Below are 19,214 nucleotides of genomic sequence, written 5' to 3'. Positions count from 1 at the left end.
TCGGCTACTCCGATCACGTTCGATTTCGGGGCTATCTTCCCGTTCACTTCATTCCGGCCTACGACCTCCCTGTCTACGCTTCGTAACGGCCGTTACCGGACGCCACGCAAGACTCGGTTCGCGGCTGCTCGCTAGGCTTTGCCGCGGCCGTCATCGCAGACGGCAGACTTCAACGCGCTTGCAAGGCGCAACTCCCACAGAACGTAGCGTGCGGTTACCGCACTACGCTCTTCGGCAGTTGGTTCACAGCACTGCTAGTGCCTGCAGCCTCCCGTATGGGAGGCGCAGTTTTGGTTTCAGCAACGGTGTCCACTCTTTGATTTGGTGGAAGGCGTCCCAAGTGAGGCGACGACCCGCCCAGCTGCGGCTGCACAACATCTTGCGCCAGTAACGCTCGACGGCCCGATAGACTTTTACGAGGCTCCGGAGATTTCCGGCGACGCCGTAGTAAGCATAGTGGCCGCGAAGGACGGCGTTGATTTCGTCAACCTGTTCACCGATCGTTAGATGTCGTATTCGCCGCATGAGCTCTTGCAGAGACTTAAGGCTGCGCCGCAAGCGAGATTTCTCGGTGCGCATCCCAACCTTGAAGTTACCTTTTCGGTTTCGCGTGCAATAGAGCGTCAGACCCAGGAAGTAGATAGTTTCCGGGCGGTTCCTGCCGCGTTTGCCCGCGTGTCTCTGCGCGAACCGACCAAACTCGACCAATTTGGTCTTGGTCGGCTCCAGAGTGAGGCCGAACTTCCCCAACCGTAGCCGCAAGGCATCCTGTACGCGGATGGCGTCCGATCGATATTGGAAACAGATCACAAAGTCATCGATGTAGCGCACCAGTCGGGCTTCGCCCCGCAACCGGCTCTTCACCACGCGTTCAAACCAGAGGTCGAGAACGTAATGAAGGTACACGTTGCTCAACAGCACGCTAATCGATCCTCCTTGCGGGGTTCCCTGCTCACTCGGATGAACCGCTCCATCTTCCAAGACGCCCGCTTTCAACCACCGCCGGATCAAGCTGATCAGGCGCGGATCGGATCGCCTACTCGATGTTCGACAAACCGGAGGACCCAATCATGATTGAGACTCCCGAAGAAGTTCTTCAAGTCCGCCTCCAGCACCCAGCCAATCATGCCGCCGCTGATGACCTCATTGAGGGTCGCCAAGGCGTGATGGGCGCTGAGCTCCGGCCTGCCGCCGAACGAGCAGGGCAAGAAGTCCTGCTCGTAGATGGCGGACAGCACCTCAGCCGTGGTGCGTTGGAGCGCCCGGTCAGCGACAGTTGGCACCCCGAGGGGCCGCTTCTCCGTCTTGCCAGGCTTGGGGATATAGACCCGCCGAATGTTAGGCGCGCGATATCCCTGGCGGTGGATGGATTGGAGCACAGGCTCTATCCAGCCCTCGAAGCTCTCCTTCGCCGCCTCCACCGTCTGACCATCCACCCCGGCGGCGGATCGCTTCGGAATCTTTGATAGATTCTCCAGCACCCGGTCGCGCGTGATGTGATGGGCCAGCGAGGTGAAGCGGAGATTTGGCTCCCTTCGAGCTTTCACTGCTATCTGTTCAACTTTCGTTTCCATGGTCAGCTGATCTTCTCTTTGAATAGAAGGCCGTAACTCCCGTTGAATGGAGCCCATGTCGCCCAAGAACAATTCAACTACCGCTGACCGCTTCCCCATGTGGCCGGTTCTCCCGTCCTCGGAGTACTATCAGTCAGTATGACTTCCACCCGGTCAAAACCAACGATCGGTCGAGTCGCCCGGGGGAGTTTCACCCCCAGGCGCTCACAGATCCGAACGTGAACGTCTCCGCTCATCCGGCTCTTACCGTCCAGCCGCCGTCTTGTGCAGCATCGGCCAATGGGCCAACAGCGTGGGGGTGCGGCAAGCAATTTCCCGTACCCAGTGCTCTGCCCGTCTTCGATGTCGCCGCAGACGTTTGTATTTCGACATCGCCCATCGCGCGAGACATCGGTCGAGATGGCGTAGTGTCGGGTAAAGCGCCGACTTGTAGTACCGACCATAGTAGTTCATCCAGCCTCGAATGATCGGGTTGAACATCCTCGCCAGGTCGTCGATCCTCTTATCCACCCGGCAGCGTAGTTGCCAGGCACGGATTTCCTGTCGGATTGCCTTCGTCGCGGCATTGCTGACACCGGGGCTGAAGTTGACGAAGTGCTTTCCCCAACGGTTCTTCGACCGACGGGCGCGGAACGTGTAGCCCAAAAAGTCGAATTTCTGTTCAGGATAATCACCTCGCCGGTCGTCATCCTTACAATAGACTATCTTCGTCTTGTCCGGATGAAGCTCCAGTCCGCATTCGGCAAAGCGCTTCGCAAGCGCCTCCTTCAGTTCTTGTGCCTGCCGCTCACTGTCGCAATGGCAGAGAATATCATCGGCATAACGCTCGAACGGGATGCTCGGATGATTTCTTCGCATCCACATGTCGAACGCATAGTGGAGAAAGAGATTCGCCATCAGCGGTGATACCACCGAGCCCTGCGGCGTGCCCTTCTCTCGGGGTTCAGGGGTGCCGTCTTCCAGTTGAACGGGAGCTTTAAGCCACCGTTCAATGTACAACAACACCCAAGCGCAGTCCGTGTGCTTCCGAATCGCCTTGAGCAAAAGCTCATGCGATATCGAGTCAAAATAGGCCCGAATGTCGAGATCGAGCACGAAGGGATGCCGCCAGCATCGCTGGCGAGCAACCCCAACGGCATCGAGCGCCGATTTTCCGGGTCGATATCCGAACGAGTCTGGATGAAAGTGTTTCTCCAAATCCGGCTCCAGATATCCTTTGACGACCGCCTGAGCAACGCGATCCGACACCGTAGGAATTCCTAGCGGCCTCTTCCCGCCGTCGCGCTTGTCGATCTGCACACGCTTGACCGGCGGTGGAAAGTAGCTGCCCGAAGACATTCGATTCCAGAGCTTGTACAGATTGCTCTGCAAGTCTGCCTCGAACACCTCGATCGACTGCTCGTCCACACCGGCTGCGCCCCGATTTGCTTTAACCCGTTTGTACGCCTCCCAAACCCAGCGCTTGGGGATGTCATACGGCTTTGCTTGACCCAAAAGAGTCCTCCCGTTTCCGGTTGTTCTTCCAATCAAGCGGGACAGTGCCGTGCCTTCGCTCCGCCACCATTACAGTGCCTTCGTCACTACTACACACGGCTCCGTCCCTGCATCGCGCATTGGTACTCAGACTCTTGTGGGGCCTCCACTTGAACCATTCCCTTGGCATCGCGATACAGGTTCCCACGTTCCGCACAGAAGCCTGAACCGAGGTCACGCCACCTCGCCTGCCGGACGCCGCCTGAGCCGCAAACAGGTATCGCTCAGACTGATCCCAAGATAACGACTACCCCTTGGTTTTGACGTCTTCCCTACGCTTTCGACAGTTCATCGGTGGTTCGCTTGCGCTCGTCTCCTCGATCCTTACCTGACAGAGTCTTGCTCTGCCTTTTCCGGTCTCGCTCACCACCTCGACCATTGGGCCGAAGCAGCAGCCGGTGGTTTGAACCCTGATCCTGCAACCCGAGTTCGAGGGGCCAACCCCCATCTTCTGTGCAGCAAGGCTGCTCAAAGGTGCTCTACATCACACCTCCTTCGCGCCGTCGTGGCGCACTGTCGTCAGCATAACGCACGACGATCATGTCGCCGGTCGCCTTGGTCTGGCGCCATTGGTGGACCCACAGATCGTACGCGTAGTGCAGGTAAGCGTTGGCCAGGATCGGTGAAATCACCGCCCCTTGCGGAGCGCCGCACTGACTGCGCGTCACGCGTCCATCCTCAATGATGCCGACCTTGAGCCACTTCGCAATCAGGCGCAGGATGCGCTTGTCCGCGATACGGTGCTCGAGGAAACGGATGATCCACGCGTGGGCCTCGTCTGACTCGCCTGGGTTTCAAAATTGGTGGCAACGTCGGCTACGCGCTTGCCCGAGAATTGGTCGATGAGCGGTTTCAATCCAAAGGACCGCTCAAAAATGGAGAGCGAAAATATCTTACCACAGATCATGTCCGAATCCGTCCGGGGAACGCTGACGAAGTCGCCATTGTGAGATGGATATTCGCGCGCTTCCTAGAGAACCACTCCGACACTGCTATCGCCGAGGATCTGAACAAACGGGGCCTGTTCTACAGTCGGGGCGTCAAATGGAATCGCGGCCACATTGGCCGTAGCTCAGCGCTAGCCCGCGAGGTCAAGTATCACTCAAGCCAGGTCACTCCAAATGCCCCATGCGCGCGAAGGCCGAAGCTCGAGACCGCTGATGCCACTGCGGTCGCCACTCCCGACTGAACGAAACCGAACAGAAAATGAGCGTACTTCGCGATATCTTCGGCACACTGGATTACTGCTATGCCGCCGCGGGTTTCACCTTACGATTGGCTTCTAGCCTCCGATCGACCAGAGCGACGATCTCATCCAGAGCAGGGTGGCGCATGCCCTTCTGCTCCGCAGCAAGCTGAACGAGTTTATCCGCGCGCTCAATATTCGGGGCACCATTGTTCAGGGCTCGGGCGGCGGAGGCCGGGCGCGACAGGCTTTCCGCCGCCGCGGCGTACTTCTCGAACGGCACCAAATCATCGCGTGAGGCACCGATCTTGACACACACATCGAGCACGAAATCATAAATCGACCGCGACGCTGCCAGATCCGAATGAACGGCCTCCCGGGCGGTGCGCATCCCGTCCTCGGTGATGCACCGGTAGTTTCCGGCCAACAGCATGGCCCACTTGGCCAAGGGTACGTAAATGGAATCGTAAAATCGTAACTTCACCGGCAATTCGATCTTGCCTTCGGGGGTATCGAAGCGCGCAGCATCGATCTCCCTCTCCAACCGCCGGACGATCTCGTTGCCCCTCTCGACGTCAAAGCGGGCGATCTTGAAGTTCGTGGGCAGCGTCACCTGCAGTACATTGGCCTTTTCGCCAGGCGGCCGTATCGCCTGCGGATCGGGACTGCAGAGCGTCATCGTGCCCGGGTCGAAGTCCTCCCAAACGGCCGGCGCGGTATAGGCGGGCTTAAGCAGCTCGGAATCTACCCCCGGAATGCGCCTCATATAGGGAAGCGGTGGCATGTTCATGATCGACATGCACGGCACCCGCGACCTCGCCACAGCGTTCAGAAGCTCGCGCACTCCGGGCGAACCATATTGGGGCTCCTGCATCGCAAGGCCGATGAGATCATATTCGCGAGGGTCGACGTCCGTCGTTCCCGCGGCCGACACTCGGCCGGGCAGCTTGCGTGAATCGAGCTCGATGGGTTCGCTCCGGCCGCGGATCGGAATCCGAACACGAAACCCTTCACAATCGATCAGATCAGCCTCGGCCGGAAGGCAGACAAGTTTCACCGCATGCCCGCCGAGCAAAATCTTCGATGCGAGCAACGATCCATATGAAGCGCCTAGGATGAGAATGTTGTATGTCGACATCATCGGCTCCTTTGAGATCCTGGCTCGGCGGCTGCAGCTGCGCTGGCCAATGGGATTCCCAGACCCGAGGCGAACGGTCCAGTTGGCGGTCGGATCACCCGCCAGCCCAACATCCAGGGTGATCAGCTTGGCTGCGACGCGCCACGACGGCGGAGATCTCTTCAAGAAGAGCTGCGTGCTGTTCCCAGGGTATGCTGTCGACACTCATCTGCGGTCGCCCGGGATTATCGACCTGGCTGTCATCGACCGCCTGCCCAGTTTCCACCGCCGCCGAAAGAAACCGGCGATCCATGTCGCGATTGAAATAACGCAGGAGAGCATCCCGCAGCGCCGGCTTCGTGCAGGCCATTGCAGCAAGAAGCCCATAACCTCCCCAGTTCGACACGCCGGCGACGATGAGCGAATCGACTGGGGTCGTCGCTGCGATCACCTTGCCATTGGGTATTCGGCTTTCGATGATTTCCTTGGGCAGGGATCCCATCCCGATCTCATTGCCGCCGTCCCCGATGCCGATCGTGTACCAGCGGCGCTTCGCGACGGGGTCGCTAAAGAGAAGATGGAGTGGTGCTGTTTCGCGCAACATGTTCCATCCGTGCTCCCGGTGAGGCTTTCCATCCGAACCCGGAGAAACCCGCTCAATTGCGATCAAGTGAGTAATCGGCCGATCGCCCGTTTCCAGGTACTGCCGTAGGCGGAGAACCGAACTCTCCGTCGTCGACACGACCTCAAGATTAACGGGCGCTGGCAGCGCATCGACCACGGCCCACACCGCCTTTGCACACGGTGCATCGGTAATGACCGTTACCGGGATGCCAGCATTTACGAGGCCCGCGGCCAGATGGGCCATCCCGCCGAGCCCATCCGTTTCCGGAGAAGGCGGCTCCGCGTGCTGGATATAGAGACCGGTGACGATGCCGACGTGCGCGTTTGGCGTGTTCACGATCGCCTCCGCGGCGCGGGCAAGATTGCCTTTTGTCCATTCGGTCATCTGGCTGATGTCGCGTTTAACCTTGCGCCCAATGATCGCCTCGATCCGTGCCACTGACTCGCTCACTGTATCCACGTCGACTTGCCTTCTCGAAGGTGCCGGGCTGGTTCTGCCGGGTTTTTCCGGTCGCCCTACATGATAACAGACCTGTTTGGACGACAGCGTCCTCGCTCTGTTGCGCAGGAAGATCGCTCCAGGGGAACTAGGCCATCCGGAGCTCATCCAGGGATCGTTCGTCAGGACCCTGCTGGCTTCCGGGGATGGAATAGCTCTTCGACGGACTGTTTCGCGTCCTTGATCCGAGAGCGGTCCTTGCGATCGTTCTTCTGTGCTTCGAGCTTCTGCAGGAAACGGAAACGCGGCGATCGGGTTGCGTGCCCTGATCGGCCGTGCTTGGTCATGCCGAAACCCTTTTGGCCGCCATGCGTCACCTGATCACCAACGAAAGCTGTGCGGCTCATTTCTCAATCCGGAAGCCGTCACCCCGGCCAGAACTTCAGGCGGTTCGCCGAAAGTACGATCAGAGAGAAAGGATAGCCCTGATCGTCAAAAGGCGCGAGGCTGGGATGATCGGCTTTATGAGAACAGAATGCTGCAGTGCGGTGCGTTGGGGTGCGCAAGCTTCGCAAAACATAATCAAGCTTGATCAAGCTTGCCTGTTTGACGGGGCCTGATGGGAGGAGGGAGCGCAAATCAAGCCGCCCAGGTTCGCGGATGAATCCGAAGGGCGCACCATTCAGAACTCAGCCGAAAACAGTTATATTATTGAAATTATTACATAATATTTGCATCTAGATTGTTAGTGAAGCGGTTGGAAGCAGCCTTGTCTGGACGATGGTCCAGCGCTCCTCCGAGCCGATCTATCGGCTTCAGCAGCACCGTGTAGGGCCGGGGCGTCAAGGCGTGTAACGCGCAACGTCCTCGGGTATCTGCCTGTGATGGAGGATTTGGTCTCGAAGGTGACAGCGAGCCACTTCAGTTGGGCGGAAGGCGCCGTAACCGCGGCGTCGCGTGCCGGCGCAGCGCAGCCGACAAAGGATCATGCCTCAGCCGGCCTGACATGTGGAGGCGATGGATCGCTGAGAAGTACAGTCGCTGACGCCGGACGCGTTGAACGTCAAGATACATCACAGAGCTGTGGTTTGGCGCAATGCAATGGCCTAGAATGTGGCAATGAGCCCCCCATTTTGGAGCTTGAATGTGACGAGATCATCAATGTCCTCGACAAAGGAGGATAAACCATGGAGCAGAGAAACGTAGACCGCAGAAGCTTTCTCAATCAACTCGGCGTAACGGTCGGAAGCGCCGCGGCGGCAACCGCAATACCTGCCATGAACCCTGCATCGGCGCAGTCTCCGGCGGCGTCGAAGGGAAAAATTCCCGATACGCCTCTCAGGTTCGGTCACATGACCTTCTTGACTGGCCCCGCAGCAGTGCTCGGCGAGCCCTCACTCAAGGGCCACCTCCTGGCCGCTGAGGAAATCAACGCCCAGGGCGGCATTCTCGGCAAGCGCAAGATCGAGACGATCACAGCCGACGAGGCAGCCGGCACAGACGCCAACGTGAAAGAGCTTCGCCGGATGAAGCTATCCGAAAAGATCGACCTGTTTACCGGCGTCATATCGAGCGGCAACACGCCGGCGCTCGGCCCGGTCGCCGAGGAGCTTGGCGCGCTGACGATTTTTGTCGACGGCTGTACCGATTTTCTGTGGGACAAGGCGGTGCCGAATCCGAAATTCGCGTTCCGCATTACCAACATCCAGTCAGCGGACGGCGTCACTTGCGCAGTGGCGGCAGCGCAGACCTGGCCTGAGGCAAAGCGGATCGCGCACATTCACCCGGACTACAGCTATGGCCGCAATGCCTTCGACCATTTCAACATCGCGTTCGGCAAGCTTGTGCCCGGCACCCAAGTTGTCTCGGAAGGCTGGCCGAAGCTCGGCACCACCGACTTCACCGCTCACATCACCAAGGCGATGTCGTCGAATCCCGACCTGATCGTTTCGTCGGTCTGGGGCGGCGACTACGTGGCAATGTACAAGCAGGCCTTGCGTTATGGCATGTTCAACAGCGCGAAGTTTGCGAGCACGATCGCTTTTGGCGTTGCGCCGCATGCAATCGGCAAGGATCACCCGGAAGGCGTAATCGCGGGTGTGCACGCGAACTATTACTTCACCTTCCCGCCGGGAAATCGTTGGCCCGCTAACCAAAGGTTCGTCGAGAAGTACTATAAGCGTTGGAACGAGTATCCGAACTTCCAATCGGATGGTGCGTATCACACGCTCTACATGTACAAGACGGCAGTCGAAAAGGCGAACAAGCTTACAGGTGGCTGGCCGGAGGAAGATGCGATCATCAACCAGCTTGAAGGCATGTATTTCGAGACGGCGGCCGGTGATCTGTATATCCGTCCGGACAATCACCAGGGCTACAAGGACGCGGTGACGGGCTTCAGCAAGAACGTGGCTGAATACCCGTTCCAAATCCTGGATCCGGCTCGGATGATCACCATTCCGATCCGCAATATCACAGCGCCTCCGCGCTGGCCGAAGCCGGGTAGTGGTCACAACGATCCGACGGCCACATATAATTGGATCAAGGAAACCTGGCCGCAGGTCGCTTGAACGCAATCGAGACGGCCATGCCTTTTGTTGAAGGTATGGCCGTCTTCGGGATGTGGTCTTGATGGGACGGCCGCAACTCCACATCCGTGTTGTTCGACCGCAGCGATATCCTGCCGGCGGTGGAGTGGAACATGTCTCTGCGCGCAGCTTCGCCTCGAGCGCGACTAGGCGGCTTGGTGGTGGGGCTGACATGTGCGGTCGCGATTGCGCCGCCATCGGCGCGAGCCGACCACGCAGTATCTTACTTTCCCTCGTTCTACCCGCATGAAATCCGCATCGAGTTGCTTGATCCGGAAGGAGCGGCTCGCGAGTTCGTCAACAAGAGCGATCCGCTGCACGCTTATGTGGGCGCCGCACCGCACTTTTCCGGCCAGATTCCCGAGCACCTCAAATCGGTTGAGTCACTGAAGTCGCTGATCACCGTGAGTATCAATCCGCAGTCATCGCGGCTCAAGAGCCGCGAGGCGCGCTGCCACGCCATCGAACAGGCCGCTGCGGCGCTGCACGCGCCACCTGACGTCGTTATGCATCCGTATCCGATCACGCCCTATCACGCCGACTATCTCGGCCATTCGGATCGGCTGCCCCCGGGCAAGGCCACGCGCGAGCCAACAGATGCGGTCGGGCCGACATTTCGCGCCGGCGCCCATATGTCCCTGCCCTCGCCGCCGGCCCCCCTCCAGGCGACCGACTGGGATGTGAGCCTCGATGAGACTTCGGTGAGTGCATTGCTGATCGACGCAGGCATCGGCTTTAACGATTGGCCAGCGCCACCCTGGACCAAAGAAGGATGGTTCCAGGCCTACCGGCTGCTTCGCCCGGCCCTCACCCAGGCGAGCGATCGAGAACAGGCCGACGACCTCTTTGAGCGCATCACCCATAACGAGTTCAGGGATCGCACCGAACAGCTCAACCTCGAGCGCGAGTTACTGGCAGCATTGCTCGGCAGTTGCGAACGCGCCGTAGTCGGTTATCGGCTGCGGCGCGAATTCTATACTGACGACTTTTCCGACGGCATCGAAAATATCTCCGTGGATTCGCAGTCCGGTTTGAATTCTGCGGTGTTTGTCAGGACGGTCAAGCTCAAGGATTTCCTCTGGAATGGGTCGCTGCGAATCGGCATCGATCCGCGCTCGACCGCAGCCTGGAATCCGATTGCTGGCTTCACCGGTGCGGCCGGTCGTCTGGTGTGGTCGATCGTTGGCGACAACGCCTTCCTGCCTATTCCTTATAATAGCCGATGGGTCCAGAACCGCGCCGAAATCCTCACCACGGACGAATCCGGCATCAAGTGGTCGGTTCGCATTCCCGATGATGCGCTGATGCCGCAATCCATGACCGGCAAATTTGGCCCGGTCGGGCCGGGCCGTGGTGCGATGGCCAAAGTGCTGTACCGCCTGTCGGCCTCGAATTTCAGCGACGGTTCGGTGATGGAGACTGCCGATTTACTTTATCCGTACGCGCTGGCGTTCCGCTGGGGCGCCGGCGGGCAGCATGCGGCAACCCACGATCCAGAGATCGCCGCTGCGACGCGGCTGATACGCGAGCGGCTGCGCGGCGTGAAGCTCGTCCGCGAGGAAGAATCCTCGCGGTCGATAGCCGATCAGACCTTCACCTATCGCAGCCCAATTATCGAGGTTTATCTCGATAACCTCGCTTTCGACGAACAGGAGAATGCCGTCATCGCTCCGCCCTGGAGTTCGGTGCCTTGGCACGTGCTTGCATTGATGGAGGCGGCGGTCGAGCGCGGCATCGCGGCCTTCTCGCGCGGCGAAGCTGAGCGGCGTCACCTGCCGTGGCTCGACCTTGTCCGCGATCCAGCGCAACTGAAGACATTGCGCGCGCTGATCAAGGAATTTGCACAAACCGGCTACCGGCCGGCAGCGCTCGAATTGCTGGTTGGCCTTGAGACGGCGAGGGCCCGTTGGCAGCTCCTCGACCAGTTCGTTGAAGCCAACGGTCACTTGCTGGTGACCAACGGACCCTATCGGCTGAAGGCCTGGTCGCCCAACACGTTCGTTTTCGAGGTTGTACGAGAATTCACCTATCCCGTCGGGCTCGGTACATTCAACGGCTTTGCCTATCCGGCACGCGCACTCATCAACGAAATTGAGCGCGCGGGCGATCTCGTTCTGGTCAGCGCCGACGCCGAATTCGCCGTCAAGCAGCAACGCGACCACCGCCTCGTCCGCGCTCCACTGAAGCCCGATACGCTGCGCGGCACGCTGCAACCTATTCGGCCGGACTCGCAGTACGTCGTCATTGGCCAGGACGGCCGGGTAGCCGCCGTCGGAAACCTGGTGCGACAACCGGATAATCGCTTTGCGGCATCGCGGCCGGCCACCCTTCAGTCCGGCGTCTATACGTTGTTCGCGGCGATCTTTCTCGACGGAAATACGATCAACCCGGCAATCGGACGCATCGAACTTCGGAGTGGCGGGACAATTGGCAGGGCCGGACGAGCCGGGGACTCGAAGGACGAGGAGAGAAAGCCGTGACGATCTTCGTCATCCAGATTCTCAACTCATTCTTCTACGCGGCGGTCCTCTTTCTTATTGCTGCGGGTTTGAGTCTCATCTACGGCGTCATGCGCATCGTCAACCTGGCGCATGGGGCGCTCTACGCGCTCGGCGCCTATATCTCCGCCTGGATTGTCGGCAGTGCGGTCGGTCACGCGCTGGAAGGAAATCTCGGTCTCGCCGGAATGCTGCTCCTCCTCCCGATCGGCGCCGTTGCCATCGCAGCCGTCGGCGCGCTGATCGAGCCTACTCTGCTGCGCCCGCTTTATCGACGATCGGAAGAATATCACCTGCTGGTCACGTTCGGCCTGCTCATGATCCTCGAAGACGCCATGAAACTCCTGTTCGGCCGCACGCCCCTATCGGCTGGCGAGATCATGGATCGGATGGGTAGTATTCCCGTTGGGCGCCTGATGTATCCCACCTACAACCTGTTCGTCGTCGCAGTCGGGATTGCTGCCGCGATCGGGTTGTGGGCGTTTATCTACCGCACCAAGTTTGGCCTCATCCTGCGCGCCACCTCGCAGGACCGGCGCATGGCTGCAGCTCTCGGTATCAATGTGAGCCGCGTCTATGTCCAGGCCTTCGCCATCGGCTGCTTCATGGCCGGCCTTGGCGGCGCGGTGGTAGTACCGGCTCAGGCGGCCGTCCTTGGCCTGGGTATCGAGGTGCTTATTCTGGCCTTCGTGGTCGTCGTGATCGGCGGGCTCGGGAGCTTGCAAGGAGCGCTCGTCGGCGCGTTGATCGTCAGCTTCGTGCGCACCGCCGGCATTCAGTTCTTTCCCGAGATTGAGCTCGCGGTTCTCTACCTGATTGCGGCCGCGGTCCTGCTCGTCCGTCCCACCGGTCTGTTTGGAAGGGCATAACGATGACGATCGCAGGAGCCACTGGCACCTCAATCTGGCGGACCACCATCGGCTCTGCGATCGTTCTCGTGATCCTTGCGATCCTGCCGCAGCTCGTCGATCCCTATCAAACGGTGCTGCTGACCTACGGTCTGATCATGGCCATTGCCGCCCTCGGTTTCAATCTGCTGCTCGGCTACACCGGCCTCTTGTCATTCGGCCATTCCGCCTATTTCGGCGCCGGTGCCTATCTGGTGGCCTTCATCACGCGAGATCTCGGCGCGCACTCCATGGAGCTGTGCATCGCCGGCGGGATGCTCGGCACGCTGATCATTGCTGCGATTTTCGGATTCGTCTGCGTGCGGCACACTCGCATTTTCTTCGGCATCCTCACGCTTGCGTTGTCGCAAGTTCTCTGGAGCCTTGCCTTCAAGTTCTTCTGGGTGACGGGCGGCACCGACGGCATTCGTGTACCCTATGCCAATCTCTCGTTGCTCGGCGGCCTGGTCGATTTCAAGGGCGCGGGCTCGTTCCAGCGTTTCATCTATGCCTATTATTACTATGTGCTCGCGCTGTTTGCGGTCTCCACGATCGTCATATGGGTGATCGCGCATTCACCGTTCGGCATGGCGCTGCAGGCGATCCGCGATAATGAAACACGCGCGCGGTTCGTCGGGATCGCGGTGCGGCGCTATCGCTGGATCGCCTTCATGATTTCCGGGATATTTACGGGACTTGCCGGCATTCTGTGGGTTCCGCTCAACGGTCTGACCACGCCCGACATTCTCTATTGGCCATTCTCCGGCGAGATCGTGTTCATGACCGTGCTGGGCGGATTCCGCTCCTTCACCGGCCCGATCGTCGGCGCGATGGCGTTCAACTACCTGAAGACCTACGCGATCGCCAGCACCGAATATTGGCAGCTTCTGCTTGGCGTGGTGCTTGTCATTCTGGTCATGGCGCTGCCCGCCGGCATCGTCGGGACGACCGCACGGATCGCTGCAAAGCTCGGGAGTTTGAGGAAATGATCCTCCTGGAGACAGTCAACCTGAAGAAATATTTCGGCGACACCCACGCCGTCGACGATGTGAATTTGACCATTGCGGAAGGCGAGTTCATTTCCGTGGTCGGCCCCAACGGAGCCGGAAAGACTTCGCTTTGCAACGTCATCAGCGCCCATCTCACTCCCGATTCCGGAAAAATCATCTTCAAGGGTAGCGACGTGACTCATTCGTCTGTGATCGAGCGAGTGAAAGCTGGCATCGCGCGCAGCTTCCAGCTGGTTAACCTGTTCGACGATCTGACAGCCTTCGACAACGTCGCCCTGGCCATCTTTTCGCGCGATGGCAAGATCCGGAACATGGCGGCGCTCGCCGACCGCGACCGCGAAGTGGCTATCGAAGCTGACACGATCCTCGATCAGTTCGGACTCGCGAGCAAGCGCAACGAGCCCGCGCGAGGTCTCGCGCAAGGTGAACGTAAATTGCTGGACGTGGCGCTCGCTTACGCGCTGCGGCCGAAGCTGTTGTTTCTCGATGAGCCGACGAGCGGGGTGAGCACTCGCGAGAAGGACAAAATCATGGACATCATCGCCTCGGTCGTGCGTGGCGAAGGCATCACAGCCGCGATCATCGAGCACGATATGGACGTCGTCTTCAAGTATTCCAATCGAATTGTCGTGATGCACCAGGGGGCGATCCTCGCCCAGGGCACGCCGGACGCCATCAGAAACAATGACGACGTTGCGATGATCCTGCTCGGCTCCTCAGGGCCGGATGCATTTTCACGAAAGGAATGATCGTGCTCGATGTCAAGACGATCCACACCTACCGCGGCCCCGCGCACATCCTCAACGGCGTTACGCTGCGTGTGGACAGGCAAGAGGTCGTGTGCTTGGTCGGCCGCAACGGCGCCGGCAAGACCACGACGATCGAGAGCATCATGGGCTTCCTGCCGCTGCACGCAGGCCAGATCATATTTGACGATGAGGACTTGAGCAGCCTTGCTCCGCATGAACGCGCCAGGCGCGGAATCGGCTATTCGCCGGAGGACTGCGGCATTTTCCCGGAGCTGTCCGTCGACGACAATTTGATGATCAGCCGCTGGCTCGGGGATGATGTGTCACGCCGACGGGACGGGGCTATACGTCCAGACCCGCAGACGGAGGCTTTCGGGGTCTTTCCCGAAGTTCAGGATCTGCTGCAGCGCCAAGGCATGCATCTGAGCGGCGGTCAACGCAAGATGGTCGCGATCGCACGCGCGATGATGTTGTCGCCGTCCCTTCTCCTGCTCGACGAGGCATTCGAGGGGTTGGCGCCGGTCGTGGTCAATCGGTTCACGGATGCCGTCATGAAGATCAAGGCGATGGGTGTATCCATCCTGATGGCGGAATCGCATCTCGCCGCCGCGTCCCGTATCGGCGACCGGCTCTATGTGATCGATCGAGGCGAGATCATTTTCCATGGTTCGCCAAAAGAAGCGCGTACCAATGAAAGGGTGATGAAAGCTTTGCGCGGATGAATTGCGCGTCGTCGCACGAGCCCGCGCTATGCAAGGTGCCGCTGGGATTGCATTATGAAACGCCGCGTAACGTTTGGATTCCTGTTGTCAGCCTTGACTGTGACTGGAGCCGTGCGAGCCGGTCACGAATTGCCGGTCTATCCGTCCTATTATCCGCATGAGATCGAGATCAGGACCATTGCTTCCGACGCCGCTGAGAGCCAGCTGCAGCAATCCAAGATCCACGCTTATCTCGGAAGCGAGCTCCGCTTGTCGGGCTCTACGCCGGATCTGATCGGTGCCGTAGAATCGCTCGGCTCTCTGGTGACGGTGCGCATCAACCCAAAATCGCCATATGCAACGGATGCAACCACCTGCGCAGCCGCGCATGCCGTTGCGCGAAAGATCAGCTCGAACAATCCGGATGTGATCCTGCACCCCTATCCGATCACACCGTTGCACGGCGATTACCTGTACCATGCCGATCTCGCCGAAACGGCGAAGCGACGCCTGCTCTCCGACACGGAGGCTTTTCCAACAATCCGGGATCTGAAGCTGAAGGCAGCCGACGCTGCCGCGAAACGCCTGCTCGGCACCGAAAAGGCGGCGCCGGAATCGGACTGGGACGCTGAAATCGGGGAAATCAGCTTACCCGAACTCGTTGCCTCGGCAATGACGGTGATAAACGGATGGCTGGTACCGCCGGTGGCGAGGAGCGGATGGTACCAGGCCTATCTCGTTCTGCACGACGCAATCGATGCCGGCACAAAAGAGCGCGTGGAAGCTGACCTGCAACGGATTCAGTCAGGCGATTTCACCGACCCGGTCGATCGCATCAATCTCGAACGGGCGCTCGTGACAGCCCTCATCGGCGACTGCCGCCATGTCGTCGTCGGCTACACGCTCAAGCGCGAATATTTCAATATCGAGTTCTCCGCCGGGATCGAGAACATCGCTTTCGATTCCATTACAGGCCTCAACGCGGCGATCTTCCTCCGTACGGTCAAGCTGAAGGACTTTCCCTGGAACGGCTGGCTCCGTCTCGGAATAGATGCGCAACCGGCGTCGGCCTGGAATCCGATCACCGGCTTCTCCGACCGATTCGGACAACTGATGTGGTCCGCTGTCGCAGACCCGGCTCTATTGCCGTCGCCCTATGACCAGGCCTGGATGGCCAATCGGATCTCAGAGATCCAGGCTGCCCCACCGCGATGAGGAATTGCAGCGATGCCCAGCAACGCACTTTTTCGCGCAGGTCTCTTCGGCACCGTGCTCGTCTGGGCAATCCGAGCGACGAGCACCGGGGCGAGTGCGGCGGAGCTCACATTCGACTTTCACATCGAGCGCGGGCAGGTGACGGAGAGCACGCAAGTCATCCGGATAAAGCAGGGCGATGCCGTCAAGCTGCGATGGCACACGGATCGATCGATCATCCTGCATCTGCACGGTTATGACATTGAAAAGAAGGTCGAGCCCGGCACCGTCGGTCTGATGGAATTCGTCGCGTACGCCAGCGGGCGGTTTCCGGTGGAAGTCCATGGATCGCCCGGGCCCGGCGGCCACTCTCACGGGGAAGCTCCGCTTGTTCGTATCGAAGTCTACCCGTAAAAATATGTATCGGCAGCGCGCCATAACGACCCGATGCTGGTTGTTCGCGGCTGTGGCCATGCTCATGGGTGTCACACCGGCCGGCGCGCATGGTTTCGGCCAACGTTACGATCTCCCCCTGCCCTTGTCTCTGTACCTCTTCGGCGGCGCGGCTGCGGTCGTGTTCTCCTTCGTGGTGGTCGGCCTGTTCGTACGCCACGCGCCGCCGATACGCGCCTATTCGCGCGTCGATCTGTTCGACAATCCGCTCGGAACGGTCGTCGCGGCGTTGGGCACGCCGCTCAAGCTGGTTTCTCTTGTCCTGTTCGTCGCGATGCTGGTGGCGGGCTTCTTCGGTGATCAAAATCCTTACCGCAATCTTGCGCCCACGCTGGTCTGGATCATCGCCTGGGTCGGCCTCGCCTATATTTCGGCTTCCATCGGAAATATCTGGCCGCTCATCAATCCATGGCGGACCGTCTTCGACGGAGTGCAGGCGACGTACAGGCCCATTAGTGGCCGCAATCTTGCGCTCGACAAACCTTATCCCCAGGCCCTCGGTGTCTGGCCCGCCGTGCTCCTGCTGCTGGCCTTCTCCTGGACCGAGCTCGTCTATCCGACGCCTGCAGTGCCGTCACACCTGGCCTCCTTCGCACTTGGTTACTCCGTATTGACCTGGAGCGGCATGTTCGTGTTCGGCGGCGATACCTGGCTGCGGCACGGCGAACTCTTCACCGTTGTATTCGGCACTTTCGCCCACTTTTCGCCAACGTACATAGGCACCGCCCAGCCGAAGCCCCAATTTCTGCTGCGAGGATTTGGAGCGGGCTTGATCAATCGCGAGCGGGTTTCTCCATCGATGGTGGCACTCGTGCTGCTGCTCCTGTCGAGCGTTCTTTACGACGGCCTGATTGCGACTCCCGAATGGTCGGTAGCGGAATCTGCGATCATTACGCGCTTATCCTATGTTGCCGAGCTCGGCCCAATTGCGCTGCGAAGCATAGCACTGGTCGGGTTTTGGCTCCTGTTCCTGTCAGCCTACTGGGTGGTGAGCGCCATCATGGCCGCGGTTACGGAGTGGCAATTGTCGCCGCGGCAGATCGCCCAGAGCTTCGCCCTGACGCTGGTCCCGATCGCGCTTGGCTATCACCTTGCGCATTACCTCGTATTCTTCCTGGTCCAGGGGCAATACATCGTTCCGCTGCTATCCGATCCCTTCGGCTACGGCTGGAACCTGTTCGGGACCGCGAGTTACCGCCCCAACATTGCAATCGTGGGCGCCCGCTTCGCCTGGTACACGGCGGTAGCGGCCGTTCTTCTCGGGCACATCGCGGCCGTTTATCTCGCACATGTGCAAGCGATGCAGACGTTTGCCGCGCACAAGCTCGCATTGACCTCGCAGATCCCGCTGACCGCGCTGATGGTGGTCTACACCTTCGTCAGTCTGTCAATCCTGGCCGAGCCGATCGTCGAACGCAGCACACCATCTGCACAACCGTCGGCCGTGGTGGAGAATATGATTGCGATCCCCGCAGACGCGGTATTGCCCGATCTGGATAGCGGCCGCCTCCAAGTCATCGGCCCTGGCAAATTCGCTAGGACGAAACTGATCTATCGTCTGCTCGGCTCCGCGTTCCACGACGGGACGAAGATGACGGCTGCCGATCTGCTGTACCCCTACATCTTTGCATATCGCTGGGGCATTCGCGGCGACGGCCGCGAGCGGCATTACGATCCATCAATCGATACTGGGACTGCGCCGATACGTCGCCAGCTTGCAGGACTACGGATCGTGGGCAGCGAAACCGCATCTAAATCCATCAGGGTCGGCGACGTTGATTTCCTCCGTGAAGTGTTCGCGATCGAGGTCTATACGACCAGCGCACCGACGAGCCCGGAGCGAGAGGCGGTCCCGGCTCCGCCTTGGAGCACGCTGCCCTGGCATCTCCTCGTTCTGATGGAAGAAGCGGTTGACCGGAACTGGGCGGCATTTTCGCAGACGGAAGCGGTTCGTCGCGGTGTCGAATGGCTGGACCTCGTCCGCTCGCAGGCGCTGAACGCGCGGCTGTCGGCCTTGACCGAGAGCTTCGAGCGTGAAGGCTACCGGCCCGAGGCGTTGCGCCTGCTCGTCAGCGTCGATCAGGCGCGTCGGCGGTGGGCGGCGCTCTCGGCGTTCTACAAGGCCAATGGCCATTTTCTGGTGACCAACGGGCCTTATCAGCTCAAGAGCTGGTCGCAAGACAGCGTCGTGCTCTCTGCGTTCAGGGATTGGAGCTACCCGCTGGGCGTGGGCTCCTATGACTCTTACGCGATCCCGCGTCGCGGATTTATCACTGCCGTGGACTCGACCGGCGATGGGGTCCGATTGTCGGGCGACGTCGAAATGATCGACAAGTTCCAGCGCAGGTATCGCCTTAAGCGTGTACCGCTCTCATCCATACCGCCGGACGTGCTGAAACGGACGCCCCCGGAATGCCGGTTCGTGGTCGTCGACGATCAAAAGCGTGTGGTGCTCGCCGGCGCTGCCCCTCTTGGCGAAAGCTCCTCGTTCCTATTCGATTTCAAGAACCGGTTGCCGGTCGGCCGTTACACGATATTCGCGGCCGTTACACTCAGCAGCAATGTCATGAACGCCGATATTCGCCAGATACCGATCGTCGTTTCGACCGGTCCAGAGGGTCAAGGGTCCCAAGTGAGCACAACGGGCGCACCTTAAGCGAT

General features: G+C 59.8%; 16 protein-coding genes. 10 read left to right on the top strand and 6 right to left on the bottom strand.

Annotated elements, in window-relative coordinates:
* Positions 1-243: 243 nt before the first annotated feature.
* The 4 genes from ACFFWD_RS23325 to ACFFWD_RS23310 form a co-directional block, all read right to left on the bottom strand.
* Positions 244-1,011: a reverse transcriptase domain-containing protein gene (locus tag ACFFWD_RS23325; protein ID WP_446680526.1), complete on the bottom strand. Its 768-nt coding sequence runs from the start codon at positions 1,009-1,011 to the stop codon at positions 244-246.
* Between the two features lie 5 nt (positions 1,012-1,016).
* Positions 1,017-1,574, bottom strand: a complete 558-nt coding sequence (locus tag ACFFWD_RS23320) for a reverse transcriptase domain-containing protein (protein ID WP_376968931.1) — start codon at positions 1,572-1,574, stop codon at positions 1,017-1,019.
* Positions 1,575-1,817: 243 nt separating this feature from the next.
* Positions 1,818-3,068, bottom strand: coding sequence for a group II intron reverse transcriptase/maturase (ltrA, locus tag ACFFWD_RS23315; RefSeq protein WP_209945882.1), 1,251 nt, complete (start codon positions 3,066-3,068; stop codon positions 1,818-1,820).
* A gap of 518 nt (positions 3,069-3,586) precedes the next feature.
* Entirely contained in the window at positions 3,587-3,865 is a 279-nt protein-coding gene (locus ACFFWD_RS23310) for a reverse transcriptase domain-containing protein (protein WP_446680528.1), read from the bottom strand.
* A gap of 77 nt (positions 3,866-3,942) precedes the next feature.
* On the opposite strand from ACFFWD_RS23310, the gene ACFFWD_RS23305 reads away from it, so the two are divergent.
* On the top strand, positions 3,943-4,296 hold the full coding sequence (locus tag ACFFWD_RS23305) for a recombinase family protein (protein WP_376968929.1): 354 nt from the start codon (positions 3,943-3,945) through the stop codon (positions 4,294-4,296).
* A gap of 58 nt (positions 4,297-4,354) precedes the next feature.
* Here ACFFWD_RS23305 and ACFFWD_RS23300 read toward each other — a convergent pair whose 3' ends face one another.
* Positions 4,355-5,431 carry a hypothetical protein gene (locus tag ACFFWD_RS23300; RefSeq protein WP_376968927.1) on the bottom strand — a complete coding sequence of 359 codons (1,077 nt, stop codon included), beginning with the start codon at positions 5,429-5,431 and terminating at the stop codon, positions 4,355-4,357.
* A gap of 94 nt (positions 5,432-5,525) precedes the next feature.
* Positions 5,526-6,473 carry a glutamate cyclase domain-containing protein gene (locus ACFFWD_RS23295; RefSeq protein ID WP_376968925.1) on the bottom strand — a complete coding sequence of 316 codons (948 nt, stop codon included), beginning with the start codon at positions 6,471-6,473 and terminating at the stop codon, positions 5,526-5,528.
* A gap of 1,187 nt (positions 6,474-7,660) precedes the next feature.
* Between ACFFWD_RS23295 and ACFFWD_RS23290 the strand changes: the two genes are divergently transcribed.
* The 9 genes from ACFFWD_RS23290 (at position 7,661) to ACFFWD_RS23250 (ending at position 19,209) form a co-directional block, all read left to right on the top strand.
* Positions 7,661-9,043, top strand: a complete 1,383-nt coding sequence (locus ACFFWD_RS23290) for an ABC transporter substrate-binding protein (RefSeq protein ID WP_376968923.1) — start codon at positions 7,661-7,663, stop codon at positions 9,041-9,043.
* An 86-nt stretch (positions 9,044-9,129) separates the two neighbouring features.
* Positions 9,130-11,541: a hypothetical protein gene (locus ACFFWD_RS23285; RefSeq protein ID WP_376968921.1), complete on the top strand. Its 2,412-nt coding sequence runs from the start codon at positions 9,130-9,132 to the stop codon at positions 11,539-11,541.
* Positions 11,538-12,428, top strand: coding sequence for a branched-chain amino acid ABC transporter permease (locus ACFFWD_RS23280; RefSeq protein WP_376968919.1), 891 nt, complete (start codon positions 11,538-11,540; stop codon positions 12,426-12,428). The genes ACFFWD_RS23285 and ACFFWD_RS23280 overlap by 4 nt, the downstream gene beginning before the upstream one ends.
* Positions 12,429-12,430: 2 nt before the next feature.
* Positions 12,431-13,435: a branched-chain amino acid ABC transporter permease gene (locus tag ACFFWD_RS23275; RefSeq protein WP_376968917.1), complete on the top strand. Its 1,005-nt coding sequence runs from the start codon at positions 12,431-12,433 to the stop codon at positions 13,433-13,435.
* Positions 13,432-14,205, top strand: a complete 774-nt coding sequence (locus tag ACFFWD_RS23270) for an ABC transporter ATP-binding protein (RefSeq protein WP_376968915.1) — start codon at positions 13,432-13,434, stop codon at positions 14,203-14,205. Before ACFFWD_RS23275 ends, ACFFWD_RS23270 begins: the two co-directional genes overlap by 4 nt.
* A gap of 2 nt (positions 14,206-14,207) precedes the next feature.
* Positions 14,208-14,927: an ABC transporter ATP-binding protein gene (locus ACFFWD_RS23265; RefSeq protein WP_376968913.1), complete on the top strand. Its 720-nt coding sequence runs from the start codon at positions 14,208-14,210 to the stop codon at positions 14,925-14,927.
* A gap of 54 nt (positions 14,928-14,981) precedes the next feature.
* Complete coding sequence (locus ACFFWD_RS23260; protein ID WP_376968911.1) at positions 14,982-16,121, top strand: hypothetical protein; 1,140 nt, start codon at positions 14,982-14,984, stop codon at positions 16,119-16,121.
* A 12-nt stretch (positions 16,122-16,133) separates the two neighbouring features.
* Positions 16,134-16,514, top strand: a complete 381-nt coding sequence (locus ACFFWD_RS23255; RefSeq protein WP_376968909.1) for a hypothetical protein — start codon at positions 16,134-16,136, stop codon at positions 16,512-16,514.
* Positions 16,489-19,209, top strand: a complete 2,721-nt coding sequence (locus tag ACFFWD_RS23250) for a hypothetical protein (protein WP_376968907.1) — start codon at positions 16,489-16,491, stop codon at positions 19,207-19,209. Before ACFFWD_RS23255 ends, ACFFWD_RS23250 begins: the two co-directional genes overlap by 26 nt.
* Positions 19,210-19,214 lie beyond the last annotated feature (5 nt).

The organism is Bradyrhizobium erythrophlei (genome assembly GCF_042430365.1).
Taxonomy (GTDB): Bacteria; Pseudomonadota; Alphaproteobacteria; order Rhizobiales; family Xanthobacteraceae; genus Bradyrhizobium; species Bradyrhizobium erythrophlei.
This window is presented reverse-complemented; position numbering and strand designations above follow the sequence as displayed.

Bases quoted from the DNA above. Each gene is read 5' to 3' on its own strand.
- ACFFWD_RS23320 (WP_376968931.1), bottom strand. From the start codon at position 1,574: ATGGAAACGAAAGTTGAACAGATAGCAGTGAAAGCTCGAAGGGAGCCA.
- ACFFWD_RS23300 (WP_376968927.1), bottom strand. From the start codon at position 5,431: ATGTCGACATACAACATTCTCATCCTAGGCGCTTCATATGGATCGTTG.
- ACFFWD_RS23290 (WP_376968923.1), top strand. From the start codon at position 7,661: ATGGAGCAGAGAAACGTAGACCGCAGAAGCTTTCTCAATCAACTCGGC.
- ACFFWD_RS23275 (WP_376968917.1), top strand. From the start codon at position 12,431: ATGACGATCGCAGGAGCCACTGGCACCTCAATCTGGCGGACCACCATC.
- ACFFWD_RS23270 (WP_376968915.1), top strand. From the start codon at position 13,432: ATGATCCTCCTGGAGACAGTCAACCTGAAGAAATATTTCGGCGACACC.
- ACFFWD_RS23260 (WP_376968911.1), top strand. From the start codon at position 14,982: ATGAAACGCCGCGTAACGTTTGGATTCCTGTTGTCAGCCTTGACTGTG.
- ACFFWD_RS23255 (WP_376968909.1), top strand. From the start codon at position 16,134: ATGCCCAGCAACGCACTTTTTCGCGCAGGTCTCTTCGGCACCGTGCTC.